This is a genomic window from Nostoc sp., from assembly GCF_036917355.1.
Lineage (GTDB): Bacteria > Cyanobacteriota > Cyanobacteriia > Cyanobacteriales > Nostocaceae > Nostoc.
In genome coordinates this window covers 18,239-34,074 of the sequence record NZ_JBALDP010000063.1, presented here as the reverse complement: position 1 = coordinate 34,074, position 15,836 = coordinate 18,239, and the positions used below count along the sequence as shown (strand labels likewise).

The 15,836-nt window shown below is 44.5% G+C and carries 16 protein-coding genes and 1 pseudogene; 5 read left to right on the top strand and 12 right to left on the bottom strand.

All coding sequences use genetic code 11. The features are described from left to right. Nucleotides 1-172 precede the first annotated feature (172 nt). Nucleotides 173-748 (top strand): annotated as a pseudogene (locus V7K53_RS19885) (IS1634 family transposase); the annotation flags it as partial. A 296-nt stretch (nt 749-1,044) separates the two neighbouring features. Here V7K53_RS19885 and V7K53_RS19880 read toward each other — a convergent pair. The 10 genes from V7K53_RS19880 to V7K53_RS19835 form a co-directional block, all read right to left on the bottom strand. Beyond that, a complete protein-coding gene (locus V7K53_RS19880; protein ID WP_335199206.1) occupies nt 1,045-3,654 on the bottom strand; it encodes a PAS domain S-box protein in 2,610 nt (869 codons plus the stop codon). Nucleotides 3,655-3,857: 203 nt separating this feature from the next. Further along, entirely contained in the window at nt 3,858-4,424 is a 567-nt protein-coding gene (locus V7K53_RS19875) for an aldo/keto reductase (protein WP_335199205.1), read from the bottom strand. 726 nt (nt 4,425-5,150) lie between these two features. Continuing rightward, the gene (locus V7K53_RS19870; RefSeq protein ID WP_335199204.1) at nt 5,151-5,342 is read right to left on the bottom strand and encodes a hypothetical protein; all 192 of its coding nucleotides are present in this window, start codon (nt 5,340-5,342) and stop codon (nt 5,151-5,153) included. 37 nt (nt 5,343-5,379) lie between these two features. Continuing rightward, nucleotides 5,380-5,814: an alcohol dehydrogenase catalytic domain-containing protein gene (locus V7K53_RS19865; RefSeq protein WP_335199203.1), complete on the bottom strand. Its 435-nt coding sequence runs from the start codon at nt 5,812-5,814 to the stop codon at nt 5,380-5,382. Then, nucleotides 5,811-6,518, bottom strand: coding sequence for a type 1 glutamine amidotransferase domain-containing protein (locus tag V7K53_RS19860; protein ID WP_335199202.1), 708 nt, complete (start codon nt 6,516-6,518; stop codon nt 5,811-5,813). The genes V7K53_RS19865 and V7K53_RS19860 overlap by 4 nt, the downstream gene beginning before the upstream one ends. 14 nt (nt 6,519-6,532) lie before the next feature. Then, nucleotides 6,533-7,378 (bottom strand): aldo/keto reductase, encoded by an 846-nt coding sequence (locus tag V7K53_RS19855; RefSeq protein WP_335199201.1) that lies wholly within the window; start codon nt 7,376-7,378, stop codon nt 6,533-6,535. A gap of 13 nt (nt 7,379-7,391) precedes the next feature. Continuing rightward, nucleotides 7,392-7,955 carry a type 1 glutamine amidotransferase domain-containing protein gene (locus V7K53_RS19850; RefSeq protein WP_334763936.1) on the bottom strand — a complete coding sequence of 188 codons (564 nt, stop codon included), beginning with the start codon at nt 7,953-7,955 and terminating at the stop codon, nt 7,392-7,394. 139 nt (nt 7,956-8,094) lie between these two features. Beyond that, nucleotides 8,095-9,294 carry an alcohol dehydrogenase catalytic domain-containing protein gene (locus V7K53_RS19845; RefSeq protein ID WP_335199200.1) on the bottom strand — a complete coding sequence of 400 codons (1,200 nt, stop codon included), beginning with the start codon at nt 9,292-9,294 and terminating at the stop codon, nt 8,095-8,097. Between the two features lie 45 nt (nt 9,295-9,339). Further along, entirely contained in the window at nt 9,340-9,921 is a 582-nt protein-coding gene (gene dps / locus V7K53_RS19840) for a DNA starvation/stationary phase protection protein Dps (RefSeq protein ID WP_335199199.1), read from the bottom strand. A gap of 500 nt (nt 9,922-10,421) precedes the next feature. Further along, the gene (locus tag V7K53_RS19835; RefSeq protein ID WP_335199208.1) at nt 10,422-10,583 is read right to left on the bottom strand and encodes a hypothetical protein; all 162 of its coding nucleotides are present in this window, start codon (nt 10,581-10,583) and stop codon (nt 10,422-10,424) included. An 802-nt stretch (nt 10,584-11,385) separates the two neighbouring features. Between V7K53_RS19835 and V7K53_RS19830 the strand changes: the two genes are divergently transcribed. Genes V7K53_RS19830 through V7K53_RS19820 form a run of 3 tightly spaced genes read left to right on the top strand, consistent with a single transcriptional unit; the run spans nt 11,386 to nt 13,773 of the window. Beyond that, the gene (locus V7K53_RS19830) at nt 11,386-12,267 is read left to right on the top strand and encodes a chromosome partitioning protein ParA (protein WP_335199197.1); all 882 of its coding nucleotides are present in this window, start codon (nt 11,386-11,388) and stop codon (nt 12,265-12,267) included. Between the two features lie 23 nt (nt 12,268-12,290). Next, entirely contained in the window at nt 12,291-13,097 is an 807-nt protein-coding gene (locus V7K53_RS19825; protein WP_335199195.1) for a hypothetical protein, read from the top strand. Between the two features lie 55 nt (nt 13,098-13,152). Then, the gene (locus V7K53_RS19820) at nt 13,153-13,773 is read left to right on the top strand and encodes a DUF6753 family protein (protein WP_335199194.1); all 621 of its coding nucleotides are present in this window, start codon (nt 13,153-13,155) and stop codon (nt 13,771-13,773) included. Between the two features lie 4 nt (nt 13,774-13,777). Here the strand turns inward: V7K53_RS19820 and V7K53_RS19815 are convergent, their stop codons facing one another. Further along, the gene (locus tag V7K53_RS19815) at nt 13,778-14,566 is read right to left on the bottom strand and encodes a response regulator transcription factor (RefSeq protein WP_335199193.1); all 789 of its coding nucleotides are present in this window, start codon (nt 14,564-14,566) and stop codon (nt 13,778-13,780) included. A 264-nt stretch (nt 14,567-14,830) separates the two neighbouring features. Here V7K53_RS19815 and V7K53_RS19810 point away from each other — a divergent pair, with 264 nt between their 5' ends. Further along, a complete protein-coding gene (locus V7K53_RS19810; RefSeq protein WP_335199192.1) occupies nt 14,831-15,076 on the top strand; it encodes a hypothetical protein in 246 nt (81 codons plus the stop codon). On the opposite strand, the gene V7K53_RS19805 is transcribed toward V7K53_RS19810, so the two are convergent. Then, the gene (locus V7K53_RS19805; RefSeq protein ID WP_335199191.1) at nt 15,073-15,834 is read right to left on the bottom strand and encodes a hypothetical protein; all 762 of its coding nucleotides are present in this window, start codon (nt 15,832-15,834) and stop codon (nt 15,073-15,075) included. The two genes, V7K53_RS19810 and V7K53_RS19805, sit on opposite strands and share 4 nt — an antisense overlap. Between the last annotated feature and the right edge of the window lie 2 nt (nt 15,835-15,836).

Sequence of the window (15,836 nt, the reverse complement as noted above, 5' to 3'; positions counted from 1 at the left end):
ATGGTAGACTAAGCCCTGACTCTCATTCTTCTTAGATATTTTTAGTCTCGGCGTTTTTTTGTACCTTTTTTAGTCATTCTCAATCAATCTTAGCGATCGCCTTTGTAATGCCGAGTTATGCAAATCCATACATAGCAGGCTTTTTGCCTTTTTCTAGCCGTCGAACTCACGTCAGGTTAAAGAGGTAAAAAAACATACTGGACGTGGTAGACCCAGTAAGGATGCTTCACCCACCTTGTACTACCAAGTTGATGCAACACTAGAACCCAAGGAATTAGCGATCGCTATTGAAACCAAACGCGCTGGAAGATTTATTTTAGCAACCAATGTCCTCAATGCTGGCTGAAAAACTTAGTTATGACGATGTTTTGCGTGAATACAAAGCACAGCAGTCTACTGAGCGCGGTTTTCGGTTTCTCAAAGACCCTTTTTTTTTTACTTCCAGTGTCTTCTCAATTCAACTGAGCGAGTTGCTGCATGATTCTATGGTTATGGGTTTGTGCTTGCTTGTTTACAGTCTGGGTCAAAGGGCTTTACGCCAAGCATTAGAACGGGCAAAAAAACTATTGACAATCAGTTGGGTAAACCAACTTCTACTCCCACTTTACGTTGGGTGTTCCAATGTTTTATGTCAATTCATTTGGTTACAGTCGCCCAAATTCAGCAAATTGCCAACTTAACCTATGAAAGGCAATGGATTCTCCAGTTTTTTGGTGCTCCTTGCCGAAAATATTATCTTCTTTCTTAACTCACCTGCGGAATGTGGGAAGAACACGCTAAACGCGCTTAAGGCGGCATCTTCCATCCCATAGCGGGTATTTTTGCCCCTGCGTTTGTCCGGTAGCAAGGACAAACGCTGGCGAAAAGAACCGACTATGGTGTCAAACAACCCCCGTTCTTTCAACGGTTTTGGCTCTCTTGGCTCTCTCAGATGTCCCTACAATACCGGCATTTCTAGGACTTGAACATGCCAAAAAGAGAATTGCTGGATCATTATGTGGGTTGTGATGTCCAGGTAAGCAGCAATGCGATCGCGTCTCGCCCCTATTGAGCTGGCTTCGACATAGTAAGTAACTGTTGAATCATGGTCTTAAGTTGTTTGAGAGAGACGGGTTTGGCAAGGTACTCTGTTGCGCCTGCCGCCAAACATTTGTCGCGATCGCCTGCCATAGCTAAAGCTGTCACCGCAATGATTGGCACATTCGTCAGGGTGCAATCGGCTCGAATCTGACGGATCGCTTCCAAACCATCCATTCCCGGCATTTGAATGTCCATTAAAATCAGGTCGGGCTGTTGTTGGGCTAAATTGATTGCTTCCTGCCCATTTGTTGCGACAATTAAACGAAAACCACAACTGGTGAGATAAGCTGAGAATGTGTCAATATTTGCTGGGTTATCTTCTGCTAACAGAATCAGAGGTTGGGCTGGCAATAAACCAGTAACCGTGGAATTCTGAAGTTGCAAGAGCTGTTCTGATGGCAACGTTCGTTCCAGTTGCATAGCTTGCATCTGCGTGAAGTCAGAGCAATTTTGACTTGGCAGCGTAATGGTAAATCGGCTTCCTTGACCAACCGTACTGACGACACTAACAGTTCCTTGATGCAACTCAGCAATTTGTTTGACCAGCGCTAAACCTAAACCCGTACCGCTGTATTTACGATTAAGACTGCTATCAATTTGTACGAAGGATTGAAATAGTTTTGGCAGATGTTCTGGAGCAATCCCAATACCTGTATCAATGACGCTAAATCGAATGATTTGTTGAGTATGTTGGTGAAGCCTATCTGTAGAAAATTCGCGGCTCACCTCTAAAACAACCTGTCCTTTTTCCGGTGTAAATTTGACGGCATTGCTTAGTAGATTGATCAATGCTTGCCGCATTCGTAGTTCATCCACATCAATCTGACCAATGTTGGTGGGAATACGAGTTTCCAGTTTGATTGCTTTTTGATAGGCAACTTGCTTGATAAAGTTCAAACTGGAATTGCACAGTGCCTCGATCGAAGTGGGTAAAATCTGTAATTCCATCTTGCCAGACTCAATTTTTGCCAGATCGAGAATGTCATTGATCAGCGTCAGCAAATGCTTTCCACTTTGGAAAATTACCTCAAGGTATTGGTGCTGTTTTTCATTTAGCGACCCATATATCTCTTGCTTGAGCATATCTGCCATACCCAGGATTGAGGTGAGAGGAGTTCGCAACTCATGGCTCATGTTTGCCAGAAATTCGTCTTTCAGTCGGGTTGCACGAGCGAGTTCAGCGTTGACATGTGCTAACTGCTTATTGGTCTGTCGCAGTTGTTCTTCCGCTTGTTTACGCTTTATGAAGTCTACCCCTTCTCCTTCAACAATGATCTCTACTACCTGATCTCTATCATCCTTGAGTCCTGTAATGGCATAAGTGGCAAATTGCGTCGTCCCGTCTGCCATCGAATACTCGACTTCTCCCCTAACCGGACTGCTGCCGCTGGCAACCTCAGCAATGCTTTGCTGCAACCGTTCTTGCATTAAGGGGATCTGATTAAACCAGGACGTTTCCCAGAACCGAACGCCCAGCACCCGTTCAGCAGAAACGCCCGTCACCCTTAAGCAAGTATCGTTGACTTCAATCACCGTCCCGTCTGGTTTCAGGATTGCCATGAACTGGAATTGCTGGTTGAAGACTGCCTTGAAGCGACGCTCGTTCTCCCGTAGAGCTTCCTCGACTTGCTTACGTTGGGTAATGTCAATGTGACAACCCATGATTCGGAGTGGATTACCATTCTCATCCCACTCAATCACACGCCCCGAACAGATTACCCAAATAGTAGAACCGTTTTTGTGTTGGTATCTCGCCTCGTTAGAAAGAGGAATTTGTCCTCGGCTTTGGATATGTTGATCAAAGCAGTCCATTACGCGGGGCAAATCTTCTGCAAAAATGAGTTGTTGCCAGGTTTCTGGGATATCTGGTAACTCGTGATCGTCATAGCCAAGCATCCGCTTCCAGGCGAGGCTATAATACAGCCGCTTACCGAGAATGTCCCAGTCCCAATAGCCTGCCAGGATGATTTCAAGGATATTCTCCAAGAGCTTCAACTCAATGCGTAGCTGTTCTGATCGCCGCCGTTCTGCCTCGGCTTGCTTGCGTTCTGTGATGTCCCTGGCAATGCCCACGATCCCCACAGGTCGCGATCGCTCGTCCAAACACAAGCTTTTAGTCGTCGAAAACCACCGCGCTTCTCCATTGATGGTCAGTAATTCTTCAACCTCCTCCGATTGTCCTGTCTGCAAAATGGTTTGTTCAAGTGAACGAATCCGTTGAGCCTCTTCAGGAGATAGAAATTGTTCGACAACTTTCCCTAAAATATCCATCGTAGGATGCCCTAACGATTGAGCTGCCATTTTGTTCACCACTACATAACGACCCTGGAGATCCTTCACAAAAATGGCATCACTTATAGAGTTAATGATATTTTGAAGTAACTGATGTTTTTGTTGAAGTTGCCGAACACGGCGCCAAATTAACCCATACAGCAGCAAACTGGTACAACTAACAAAAAACCAACCTCTCAGCGTCTGTAGTTCGGTCAAAGCCTCTGCTGTGGGAGCAAATGTCGCCAGTAAGGAGTCCGACCAACTAATCCAGAGAATGTCGTCTGAAATCACCAAACTCATGCTTCTCCCTCCCACTCTTAAATCTTCTGTCCAGATCGTAGCAGCCCAAGTAAAGTAGGTAAGGTGTGAATGAGCAGAAAATATGGCGCAATTAGCAAATGAGTGGCGTAAACCTGCAAAACTAGAACGTGTAAGCGTTGTAGGCTCTTGGCCTACTTCTAATCACTGCTGCGTAAACCCAATTCATGTCAAGTAATCAGAGGTCAGAACGCTGGATTAGAGACGTATTGACTCATTGCGCCACTCATTTGCGAATCACGCCAGGGGATCACAGCGTGTTCGATCGCTCTCTCTCTCAAATGGTAAAGGACTTGATTGCAGACGAGAGAACCCTCTAAGGCGATCTTCTGGACTGCTTCAAGGTCAGGCACATCGAAGTTGCTCACGCCCCAGCAGAGAATCTTCCCCTCGTGCTGAAGCTGCTCGAAGGCAGCGATCGTCTCCTCCAGTGGGTGTTGACCGCGCCAGTGCAACAGATAAGAGTCCAGCCGATCGGTATGAAGTCGAGCGAGGGATTTCTCACAGGCTATGATCGTCCCTCTCCGAGAAGCATTTCCAGGAAGAACCTTGGAAACCAGGAAAACCTGATCGCGTCGTCCAGCGATCGCCTCTGCGACCACCTCCTCGGCGCTGCCGTACATCTGTGCCGTGTCGATGTGGGTCATGCCGAGATCGAGTCCTTGGCGCAAAGCGGCGATCGCAGAGGCGCGGTCACCGTTGTCGATGTACCAGGTTCGAATGGCACTAAGAAAAGCGGAAAGCCTTATCAATTAAGCAGTTTGCAATTGATGACGTAATTTGGTTTAAGAAAACTGTATAGTTTTCTTGCTATTTTGATATCATGAGTGTTCAGAACATCGATGCACAAAGCAACAGCAGCTCCTGTTATTAAACTGAATACCACACCAATTTTGGCTTTTTGGTTAGCCATATCCGGGTTTTTGGCTACTGGGCTCTTGGGTATTCTTTTTGATTCTCTACAGTGTCAGGCATCGAGACAGTTGACCCATCTATTACTTTGACATTTCGACCACACCATAAATATTCTGTTGCTACTTTCTGTTCTAAGCTTTGTGCCGAGAAATTGAAAAGTTTTTCTAATAACTTTTCTGGAAGCCAAGACAAGAGCTTGGCAGTAAGCACTCGTATCTGTTATTCGCGGAGCGTCTCGAAGAGAAGGGACTTCTACTTCTTCACCAGCTTTTAGGTGCAATTATTTTACTCACAGCATTATTACAAGTTTTATCAGTATCCAGCACTTGTGATAAAAATGCCCATAAAGTTATTAATGGGTCAAATAACCGCTTTTTGTATTTTATTTTTAGCTCCGAGATTGCAAGTCTTATCACAGACTCTGGCAATAGTTCTTTAAACGGTAGTCCCAAACTTTGGCTAAATTTATCAAGAGAGGATTTGTACTCGTAGTGTCACAGTAGTATTTATGATGTTTGCTTGCTCGTCTCAAGGAAAGTATTTCATGAACGAGTAAGCTTTTCCTACCTACCAGAAATTTTTAGACAACTTGTAGATCTGATTCCACTTTCTGGTGCAAGACAAAGCGATGGCGTAGGCGATCGCAAACTAAGCGTGTCTTTCGTGGCGTAGTTTACCGCCGTAGGCATCGCTTCCATGACACTGCCATCTTGGACGACCGCCTGACCCCTCCTCCACTGTTCAATAGCTTTCAAAGCTGTAGCCCTTATTCCGTATAGCTTAGAGCTTTTCTTAGTGCCATTCTTTTCTTAGTGCCATTCCACCATAGGCAGTGAGATATTGCATCCAGACTGCCGCTGCCTCGACCGCGCTGAGTCCTGCGGGACGCTTCAGCACTGCCGCAGCGGGCACGATCGCTTGCTCGGCATAAACCCCATACTGATTCATGGAAAAAGCCGGAATCACGCTGACAGCTTCGCCGATCTCAAAGCCCTGTACATTGCTGCCTAACGCCTCAACAATACCGGAGGCTTCATAGCCGAGACGAGCAGGTAGATGCGGTTCTTCCAGGTAGGTTCCCGATCGAAACATCGCTTCTGCTCGGTTGAGACCGATCGCCTCGACGCGGATGCGGATCTCGTCAGGGCCGGGCGCACCGACTTCGAGATCTTCGATTTGGAGGACTTCAGGATCTCCGATCTGATGGAAACGAACAACCCGTGTCATGATGTGGCTCGTGGAGCGAATGTGGCTGTACTCAGTTGTTGCAACAGTAGTTTTGCTGCGGGTTCGGACGACGCGGGATTCTGTCCGGTAATCAAATTGCCATCACTCACTGCATAGGGCTGCCAGTCATTGGTCTTGGAATACTTGCCGCCATTCTTTTTCAATTCGTCTTCCACCAGGAACGGCACGACATTGGTCAGCTCAACCGCTGCTTCTTCTGTATTGGCAAAGCCCGTCACGGACTTGTCTTGCACGAGAGGAGAGCCATCGGCAGCTTTGGTATGGCGCAATGCACCGGGAGCATGACACACGGCAGCTACAGGCTTGCCAGCGGCATAGAAAGCTTGAATTAACGCGATCGAATTGGCATCCTCAGCCAGATCCCACAATGGACCGTGACCACCGGGATAGAACACCGCATCATAATCGTCGGCAGAGACACTCGATAGCGTTAGGGTATTGGCTAAAACGGTTTGAGCATCGGTATCCTGTTTGAAGCGGAGGGTCGCTTCAGTTTGGGCATCTGGAGCATCGCTTTTGGGGTCGAGTGGTGGTTGTCCACCTTTGGGAGATGCCAGAATAATTTCTGCGCCTGCGTCTTTGAAGACGTAGTAAGGGGCGGCAAACTCCTCTAACCAAAACCCGGTTTTTCTACCCGTGTTGCCGAGTGTATTATGGGAAGTCAAAACCATCAATATTTTCATGTCATTCTTCGTATTTATCTCATTGCGAGTGCCATCTTATGGCGAGGTGGCGGAAAGGCGCGATCGAGTTCCGCCAAATCTGCACTTGTAAGTGTTAGATCCAACGCCGCGCGATTCTCCCGAACGTGCGCTGGATTGCTGGCTTTAGGAATGGCGATCACCTCCTGATGCAGTAGCCATGCGAGAGCGACTTGGGTCGGCGTAACACCGTGACGTGCAGCGATCGCTTTGAGCTGAGGATTGTGCAACATTCCCCCTGCTTCACGCGGGGAGTGTTCGATCGGCGAGTACGCCATGATGGCAATGTCGCGCTTCTGGCACCAGGGCAGCAGATCCCACTCAATGCCACGCTGCATCAAGTTGTACAGCACCTGATTGACGATAATCCCGTCGCCACCAGGCAAGGAAATAGCCTCCTCCATGTCATCGAGATCGAAATTGCTAACACCATAATCCCAAATCTTCCCTGCTTGTTTGAGCCACTGAAATCCTGCCAGCGTCTCTGCCAGCGGTACTGACCCACGCCAGTGGAGGAGATAGAGGTCGAGGTAATCGGTCTTGAGCCGCCTCAGGCTGCGATCGCACGCCTCGATCACGCCCCGCTGGGTGGCGTTGTGCGGATAGACCTTACTGATGAGGGAGACTTCATCGCGGCATTTGGCGCACGCCTCACCGACCACCTCTTCCGCACCACCATCCCCATACATCTCTGCCGTGTCAATCAGCGTCATCCCCAGATCGAGTCCAAGACGAAGTGCTGCAATTTCTGCTTGTCGCTGACTACGATCCTCTCCCATTCCCCAGGTTCCCTGTCCCAACGCAGGCACCAATCTTCCCGATGGCAATCGCACTAGTTTCATCTTTGGAACTCTCCTATACTGGCTGCGCCTGTCCCGCGTGGCTGAACAGCCCAATCATTTCCCGGTTGAACGCTGGAATGTCGTCGGGCATACGACTCGTTACAAGGTTGCCGTCCACCACGACCTCCTGATCCACCCACTCCGCGCCTGCATTCCGCAGATCCGTCTTGAGCGAGGGCCACGCAGCGATCCGCCGCCCGCGTGCAGCACCAGTCTCAATGATCGTCCAGGGTCCGTGGCAGATGGATGCCACTGGTTTGCCAGCGTCGAAGAAGGACTTGATAAATGCGATCGCCTTCGCCTGGATTCGGAGTGAATCGGGATTGATCACACCACCCGGTAGTAGCAATGCGTCGAAATCCTGAGATTGTGCCTGGTCGAGCACAACATCGACCGAGAACTCGTCACCCCAGTCCGTAAAGTTCCAACCGCGAACGCGATCGCTCTGGGGCGACACGATGCGAGTCTCCGCGCCAGCCTGATCGAGGGCTTTCCGAGGCTCGGTCATCTCGACCTGCTCAAAGCCGTCCGCGATTAGGATCGCAACCTTCAGTCCTTTAAGATTCTCATTCGCCATGTTCCTATCTCCTTTCGATATGGGTTTGTATGGAGTGGGCGATCGCCTCCAGTGCGCCCAGCGGCTCGAAGGCTAGTAACTCCTATGCCTGAGCGAAGTGCAAGCCAGAGGGGCGCGCCAGAGTTTTGCGGACGCTGCTCTATGCGGCTTTCTTCGTGCTGCCGTGCGGGTCGATGACGAACTTCTTCGGCGAGCCATCGCTAAATATCCGGTAAGCCTCTGGTGCTTGGTCGAGCGAGATGATCTCGGTGTTCGCGACTTCGCTCAAGTAAGGCATCCGGTCCCACAGGATCGCCATCATCAGTTGGCGGTTGTATTTCATGATCGGAGCTTGTCCTGCCGTCAGCGACGGCGACTTGATCCACGCCTTGCTGAAGGCAAGGGGGAGCAGACCTTGCTTGGCCATGTCGGTCTTGGCTTCAGGATCGGCATCGGTGTATATGCCGGGGATGCCCATCGCGCCCCCCGCCCGGACCACTTCAAACAGGGTGTTAAGTATCGCTTCTGAATGCTCTTCTCCGTCTTCCCGTCCGTAGCCATGCGCCTCAAGACCCACGCAGTCCACTCCGGAATCGACTTCCCTCTCTCCCAAGATTGCTTCGATCTGGTCGGCAACTGGCGTATCTTTCCTCGTGTCTACGGTTTCGTAGCCCGCTTTCTTCACCAGGTCTAACCGCTCCTGGTTTCTGTCGCCCACAATGATGCAGGACGCGCCCAAGAAGCGAGCACTGGCAGCGGCACAGCGACCCACTGGACCTGCGCCAGCGATGTAGACCGTCGATCCCGATCCGACCCTTGCCTCTATGCAGCCGTGAAAGCCGGTCGGCAAGATGTCTGAGAGCAGCGTCAGATCCCTGATCTTTGACATTGCTTGGTCTTTGTCGGGGAACTTTAAGAGGTTCCAGTCGGCGTAGGGAACCATGAGGTATTCGGATTGCCCGCCCTGCCAATCGCCGAGGTTGAAGCCGTAAGCTCCGCAGTCTACTTTGGGGTTGACGTTCATGCAGACGTCGGTATGACGCTCCTTGCAGTTGCGGCAGCGTCCACAGGAGACGTTAAATGGAACAGAACAAAGATCGCCAACCTGAATAAACTGCACGTCCCGACCCACTTCGATCACTTCGCCAGTCATCTCATGTCCCAATTGCATTCCTACAGGAGCTGCAAACCGACCGTGATAGATGTGCTGATCGCTGCCGCAGATGTTTGTTGTTACGATCTTGAGAATCGCTCCGTGATCGGCTTTGTTGCCACGAGGATCGATGAGTTTTGGGAAATCAAGATTTTTAACCTCGACTTTCCCAGGCCCCATGTAGACAACTCCACGATTGCTTGCCATGACTGGTTTCTCCTTTTCTTTTGTAATTGTTTGACTTGTGAGAGTTCATCGAAGAGCTTTAGCTTCCTTTGCACCAGCTTTTACGGCATGGGATTGGGTGTTTGCGGTAGCCGCTCCTGAAGTATTGGTTGCAGTTTGCAGATGCGCTTCCAGGAACCATAAGCGCTTGTCGATCGCCCGCGAGATCTCAATGTAGAGGTCATTGGTATCCATCTCATTGAGCTCGTCGGTTTTCTGAATCCCATCCCGTAGGGATTTAGCATAAATGGCGAAGCGATCGGCGAGAGCCGTAACATGATCCATCCCCTCTACCAGGTCAAACGGATACTCGGGTAACTCCGACTGCTGGGCAGCAATGCGGGCGGTTCCCAGAGCGTAGCCTCCTAATGCAGTGATGCGTTCTGCCACCAGATCGATAAATTCTTCCACTTCCGCTGCGATTTCATCGAACAGTTCATGCAATTGGTAGAAGTCTTTCCCTTTGACATTCCAGTGAGCTTGTTTAACTTGAGTTTTCAGATCTAGCGTTGAAGCCAGGGTTTGATTGAGCAACTCAATCACTTGAGTCCGCAACATTTCAGGAATATCGATGCGAGTGGAATAAAAGTATTGCGAATCACGACTCATCAGTTTGTCTCCTTATCTAGACTCCGCTGTTTAAAATTCAGTGACAGTGAGGGTTTTGTAAGTCGCCGAGGCAATGTTCCCCCTAAGTGCTGGACTCTATTGACACCCTAGAGGGAGAATCTAAGGGTTTTCTGAGGAAATTATGGTGAATTCACGAAGGGTATGTTCCGAATGGCACTAAGAAAAGCTTTAAGCTATGCCCCGTAATGATTACAGGCATTTATGCGATTAAGGAGTCAAGGAGTAAGAGCGATCGCTATCTCGCCATCATTTAATTAACTTTATTCCCTCTCTTATAGCTGCAAATTCAACAAAACGTCTTCAAATTTACCGCACTTTGGTAAAAGTTATTGCTCACAAGGCTGTTCCCGACCGCCCAGGTCGTAGTGAACCACGAGTTCGTAAACGTCGCCCCAAAATTTACCCCTTGATGACCAAACCCCGGCATGAATTACGAAAACAGTTGCAAACTGCTTAAATCACAAGCCTTTAGGCTTTTCTTAGTGCCATTCGTACAAGTAGCCTTGATAAACCAACTTCACTGCCAAAGCTTTCCTTACCTCACGGGCTTCTGGATGAAGAGCGATAAATTCTTGCAGTTCTAGTTCTGCGTTAGCGAAGCTCACCGAAGGTATCGCGTCCTGTAGATTCTGCTTTATCATTGTTCGCTGTTAGACAGATGTATTTCTACGTATTATCTCGTAGTCGAATGGCACTAAGAAAAGCTGAAAGCTCGTGTAGGCAGGGTGTTGGGGGTAGGGTGTAGGGTGTAGGGGAAAATTAAGAAAACAAAATATCGAGTATGAACATAAATATTTTCCTTCTTCAGTACACCCCACACCCAAAAGCCTTATAGGTAATGGGTTTGGCGTTATCTTAGTGCCATTCATCTCGTAGTCTTTTTCAAAAATCAAATATGAGTCCTATATAAATTAGATTTTGTAAGCTTGAAAACTATATTTGTTAAATATAAAAATAATTTAAGCAACCTATATGAAATTTATTACTAATTTATAAATCAACAAATTTTGGTTAAATATTGAAATTTTGTTGATTGGCTTTTTAAGTTAGAGCTTACATAATATAAGCAACCTATGTAGGCTAAAGTAGTCAGATATGATTGAATAATGAGTATTTATTGGCTTCCTCACATAGCTAATTTTCAGGGCAAATATATGAGCATTTTAGAATTGATGTATGCATAAGGTTTTTGCATAAGTATACTTATGATTATTTACTCTGGTAGGATTGATCGAGAGAACAGTCATTTTAAGTGGTTTCCTGGGAACCTGTATAATCAACTATTTTTATTGTTAAATGTTCCTTGTATCAAATAGTTGTCAATTATAATGAATTATTTTCTTCAATATAAGGTTTAAGAGTTTCGATTTACATCAACAAAGTGTATTTGCTTTGTAGAGGATTTTTATGTCTCAAAATAGAACCAATAAGGGTAAGAAAGTCATGTCTAATGATAATACAACCAATATTAATAATAGTAAACCTCAAAAGCGGCTAATAATTGTCACAGGTGATAAAGGTGGCGTGGGAAAAAGTACCTTTGCACGAGCGCTATTTCAACTGTACATTAATAAAAATTTACCCTGTGTCACTTATGAAGCTGACTTAAGAAATCCTCAGTTAGAAAGATATTTCAAAAAAGACTACCGACCGATAATACGTTACATTGATATTTTCCATAGAGGTGGTGCTGACGATTTATTAATTAATTTAGATGAGAGTGATTGTCCTATTACGCTATTAGACTTACCAGCACAATCTGGAGGTTTCTTTGAAAGTTATGTCAAAGAGCTTTCATTTTTTGAAGTGCTTAAAACCGATATTAATTGTCAAGTTACGATGGTTTCAGTGATTAGTAGGGTTCTTGATTCCATAAATGTTTTAGAAAAACTGCGCGAACTTTGTAAAGATCAAGTAGATTATATTGTCGTCAAGAACTTATTTCATGGCGAAGAAGAAAAATTTGAGCGTTATAATGACTCTTCTCTGCGTCAAAATATGCTTGCAGAAGGTCTGGTAGAACTTGTGATGCCAGATTTATTCTACAAATCCTACGACTTTATTGACCGCCATGCTCTGACATTTAATGAAGGTCAGACTCATAAAGAAACAAATATTGTGATTAAGTCGAGAATTAAATCTTGGCTTGCTGAGTTTGAAGCGCAAATTAAGCCAGCATTTAATTTATTTGGCTTTGATATACAACCAGATGATTGTTACTATCCAGCAGTTGTTGAAAAGTCTAAAGAGCTTAGAGAAAATGAAGAAAAAGAAAAAGCTAGAAATCAAGATTCAAATTTACAATCTGAAAATATAGCTGCTTAATTTAGTAGTTTGCTTAGTTTATTATGTTTAGAAAGCGTTTTGTGATTACATCGGGTGATGCTCGTGTAGGTAAGTCTACAGCTTCTAGACTCTTGCTAGAGTTGCACTTAAAAAATAAACTCAATGTGCGTGTTTTCTACCACGGGCATCGTAATAAGCTATCGATGTATCAAACACAACACTTTGAGATAAACTATTTGGGATTCTCTAGAGGTGATTCTGATAGGTTATTACTCGACTTAGAAATGTTTCCGAAAATTGAAGTGATTTTGACTGATATGCCAGGTCAAAACCTCCGAGAATTCAAGTTTTTTGAGAGGGATGTTTCACTGATAGAAAATCTTAATTGTCTGGGATATCGTGTTACTTTCTTGCACCCGATATCACACCGTAAAGACTGTGTTGAAGATTATCTTCAGGATTTATACCAGCATTTTGGTAGTCAGGTTGACTATGTTGTTATCCAAAATCATTACTTTGGCAAGCAATTTCGATACTATGAGGGGAGTCAATTCCAAGCTGCTATTAAAAAATTAAACGGCTTGGAACTAGTTTTAGGTGGATTGCATAATGACTTTTATCAGTTGCTTGAGGATACTTGTTTACCTTATGCTCAACTGATTGAAACTAACTCTCCTCTTAATACTATTCAGCGTTCGATAGTATTCAACTGGATGGAGAATTTTCATAACTCTATTGTTTCTAATGGAATAGCTTCTAATTATCTAGGGTTGAGTAAGAACTGTACAGAACTAGCTTCTGTAGGTGCAAATCAACAAAATCCTTCCAGTTTTGATGTAACTGAAGATGTTGAATCTGAGAAATGGTAATTATTTGCTTTACCAAATTAACAGTAAGATTTCAAATTGACTATTTAAACAACCTATGACCAATATTGCAAAAGTTGTTGAAAAAGTTGTTGCAGAATATTCTGAAGAAAAAAAAGCAGAGGTTACTGATTGGATACTTAAATTGGGTATTCGGCCTGATGACCCCTTGTTTAACCTATATGCGGAACTGGGTACAACTCAGTTTGCGTTGCAGCAACTACCAGGTAGGCTTGACTCCCTTGTGGTGGGTTGGACTGACATGGTAGACGATAAGCTTAATAGTGCTTCTAAAGTGGCAATACAACAACAAAAGAGTGCGATTGCCCAAGCGGCTAAGGATTTAATTAAGATGACTAAGCAAGCTGGCGGGGCGTTGCCTCTCTTAGGTGTAAATAATTGGCGATTGGCACAAGTAGCGGGAGTGTTGGGTTTTGTACTGGCTTTAGGAGCTGCAATTGGTGTTTTTACATACAAGACTATTGCTGGAAGTGTAACTTTTCAGCAGGCGGCTTCTGGAACTGCTATTTTACAACCCGAAGATAAAAAGCTTCTGGATTGGGCTAAGTCCAATGAAGGCAAGCTAGCACGTAGTATTTATGTTAGAAACGCTGCCATTATTCAAACTTGCCGTCAGCAGAAGAAGTATTCAGGTGGCTGCATAATTGCTGTTGATTAATTTTCTAGGCAACCCAGCCTTTATATCCTTTATTACTCGTTTTAGCTGTATCTTTTTGACTTTTTTGGTTGGTTTTGACTCTTGTGTGGGTTTCTTGAGTAACTTCTTCTTCGATTTTCATATCTGTAAAGCTGAGGATTCCCAGGCGGATTGCTTCGCGGATAGCGTTTAACCTATCTTTAACTCCTAGCTTAATAAATGAGTTATGTAGATATGACCTTACTGTACCTTCGGAAACATACATGACATTAGCAATTTCATTATTTTTCATGCCTCCGGCAGCTAATTTAAGAACTGTTATTTCTTTATTAGAGAAATCACTTAATAAATCTAGTGTATTTCTATCGGGTGTCTCATTTAACCTGAGACTATCAATTAGAATGCGATTAATAGTTGGGTCAATCCATGATTCATTATTGTACGCAGCCATTACTGCTTCAACAAATCTTTCTCCCACTTCTTCTCTAACACTATTTTTACAGTAGTAGCAGTCTGCGCCATTACTAATTGCTGCGTTAATGGTATCTCGACTGCTATTTGCAGTCATAACCACGATTTTAATCGATGCGTGTTTGGATTTAATTACACTTATTACATCAATGCCATCAATATCAGGTAAATCAATATTTATAATTACGATATCTGGCTTTTCTGTGTCAACAATTTCTATTCCTTGCTTTCCGTATTTGGCAAGGCCACAGACTTGGATTTTACCAGTTTCAGATAATATTGTTGCCGCGCCAATCCTAGATATGTTCTCATTTTCAATGATGACAACATTAATAGGTTTCATATTATATGCTTTTTTGGTTTGGTATTGTTATTGTTTCTGATAATAATACTTATAACACTTACCTTTTTTAGATGTTTTAATCTTTACAATTCCTATAATTTAATTAGCTTATTTAAAGTTTTTACTATTATTCGTAAAAACTTTACAAAGTGATTGGGTGGTTTGTGTAGTTTTCATTAAGCAATATATTGACTAGATGATTTTATTTATCAGTACTGGTTTTAAGAGCTATCAGCGAATTGATGGAGGAATAAATAATTGTTTATGGAAAGCGATAAACTTTTAGCATGGATAGAAAATATTGTTGTTTGGTCTTTAATAGGGATGCTATGTTTCATCGGGTTAGGCAGATTGCCTATTAACCCGACGAGTTTGTTTGACTTTACTGCGTCTTTTTACTATTTTGCTGTTGCGGTTGTTATTTGTCCCAAGACTCCACTGAGTTTTAATAAAAAGCTGATTTTTGGATTTATAGCTTTTATGTATGGCGTGTGGTTTGGGTTGATTTAATCTAGCTCTTTAGCAGAATCCTGGTTTTTGAATTGTTTTTGACTCTGTTCGCGGCGTGCTTGTTGCTCATTGAACAGAGTCTTGAAACGTTCAAATTCCTCTTTGGTGAGATTATTAATGGTGATAGAGTACTCTTCTGAGTTATTGTCACGAGATGCCAAGAGTGCTTCTCGACTTTGTTCGGAATCAGGCAAATTTCTATCAAGGCTAAGAGTTTGCGAATCTTCTTCTAATTTTAGACTTGCAGTATATGCTTCACCTTTATAAATGATACCTTGTGTCTCTTTATCTGATTTTCCAAATATATCTAAGCGGTCTAAAATTACAGGAATAACAAACTGTCTAATTTGAGAATTGGCGGTAAGAGATTGTACTCTATCTTCTAGACTCTCTTCTACTGGGTTGCCATTATTGTCATCATTTTTATTTGTGGGGTTTTTTAGAACCTCTGGTTCAATTGTCGTTCGTGTAAACTGGCTTGCTTCGGCTTGCGAAGATGACTCTTGATTAACAAAAGTGATAGGTTCAAGTTCTGGAGAATTTACTTTTACTTTATCTTGTACTACTTCAATGATTCTGTTAATTTCCGAATTCAATCTTAGCACGGCCTCTTTTGTTTCCTCAGCAGTTGGAGGCTTTGTTGCAGATTCTTCAAATTTATCATCAGGGATATTAAGCTGTTTGATCAATTCTCTGAGGAGACTGGCTTGCATCGCTAGAGTTAAACCTTCTACTGGAAGTTCGATTAGTTCTTTCATAC

What these genes read in the sequence shown, in the direction of transcription:
- V7K53_RS19845 (WP_335199200.1), bottom strand. Translation starts at nt 9,294, where the DNA reads ATGGCAAGCAATCGTGGAGTTGTCTACATGGGGCCTGGGAAAGTCGAG.
- V7K53_RS19855 (WP_335199201.1), bottom strand. Translation starts at nt 7,378, where the DNA reads ATGAAACTAGTGCGATTGCCATCGGGAAGATTGGTGCCTGCGTTGGGA.
- V7K53_RS19825 (WP_335199195.1), top strand. Translation starts at nt 12,291, where the DNA reads ATGTTTAGAAAGCGTTTTGTGATTACATCGGGTGATGCTCGTGTAGGT.
- V7K53_RS19865 (WP_335199203.1), bottom strand. Translation starts at nt 5,814, where the DNA reads ATGACACGGGTTGTTCGTTTCCATCAGATCGGAGATCCTGAAGTCCTC.
- V7K53_RS19810 (WP_335199192.1), top strand. Translation starts at nt 14,831, where the DNA reads ATGGAAAGCGATAAACTTTTAGCATGGATAGAAAATATTGTTGTTTGG.
- V7K53_RS19805 (WP_335199191.1), bottom strand. Translation starts at nt 15,834, where the DNA reads ATGAAAGAACTAATCGAACTTCCAGTAGAAGGTTTAACTCTAGCGATG.
- V7K53_RS19830 (WP_335199197.1), top strand. Translation starts at nt 11,386, where the DNA reads ATGTCTAATGATAATACAACCAATATTAATAATAGTAAACCTCAAAAG.
- dps (WP_335199199.1), bottom strand. Translation starts at nt 9,921, where the DNA reads ATGAGTCGTGATTCGCAATACTTTTATTCCACTCGCATCGATATTCCT.
- V7K53_RS19850 (WP_334763936.1), bottom strand. Translation starts at nt 7,955, where the DNA reads ATGGCGAATGAGAATCTTAAAGGACTGAAGGTTGCGATCCTAATCGCG.
- V7K53_RS19860 (WP_335199202.1), bottom strand. Translation starts at nt 6,518, where the DNA reads ATGAAAATATTGATGGTTTTGACTTCCCATAATACACTCGGCAACACG.
- V7K53_RS19835 (WP_335199208.1), bottom strand. Translation starts at nt 10,583, where the DNA reads ATGATAAAGCAGAATCTACAGGACGCGATACCTTCGGTGAGCTTCGCT.
- V7K53_RS19815 (WP_335199193.1), bottom strand. Translation starts at nt 14,566, where the DNA reads ATGAAACCTATTAATGTTGTCATCATTGAAAATGAGAACATATCTAGG.
- V7K53_RS19820 (WP_335199194.1), top strand. Translation starts at nt 13,153, where the DNA reads ATGACCAATATTGCAAAAGTTGTTGAAAAAGTTGTTGCAGAATATTCT.
- V7K53_RS19880 (WP_335199206.1), bottom strand. Translation starts at nt 3,654, where the DNA reads ATGAGTTTGGTGATTTCAGACGACATTCTCTGGATTAGTTGGTCGGAC.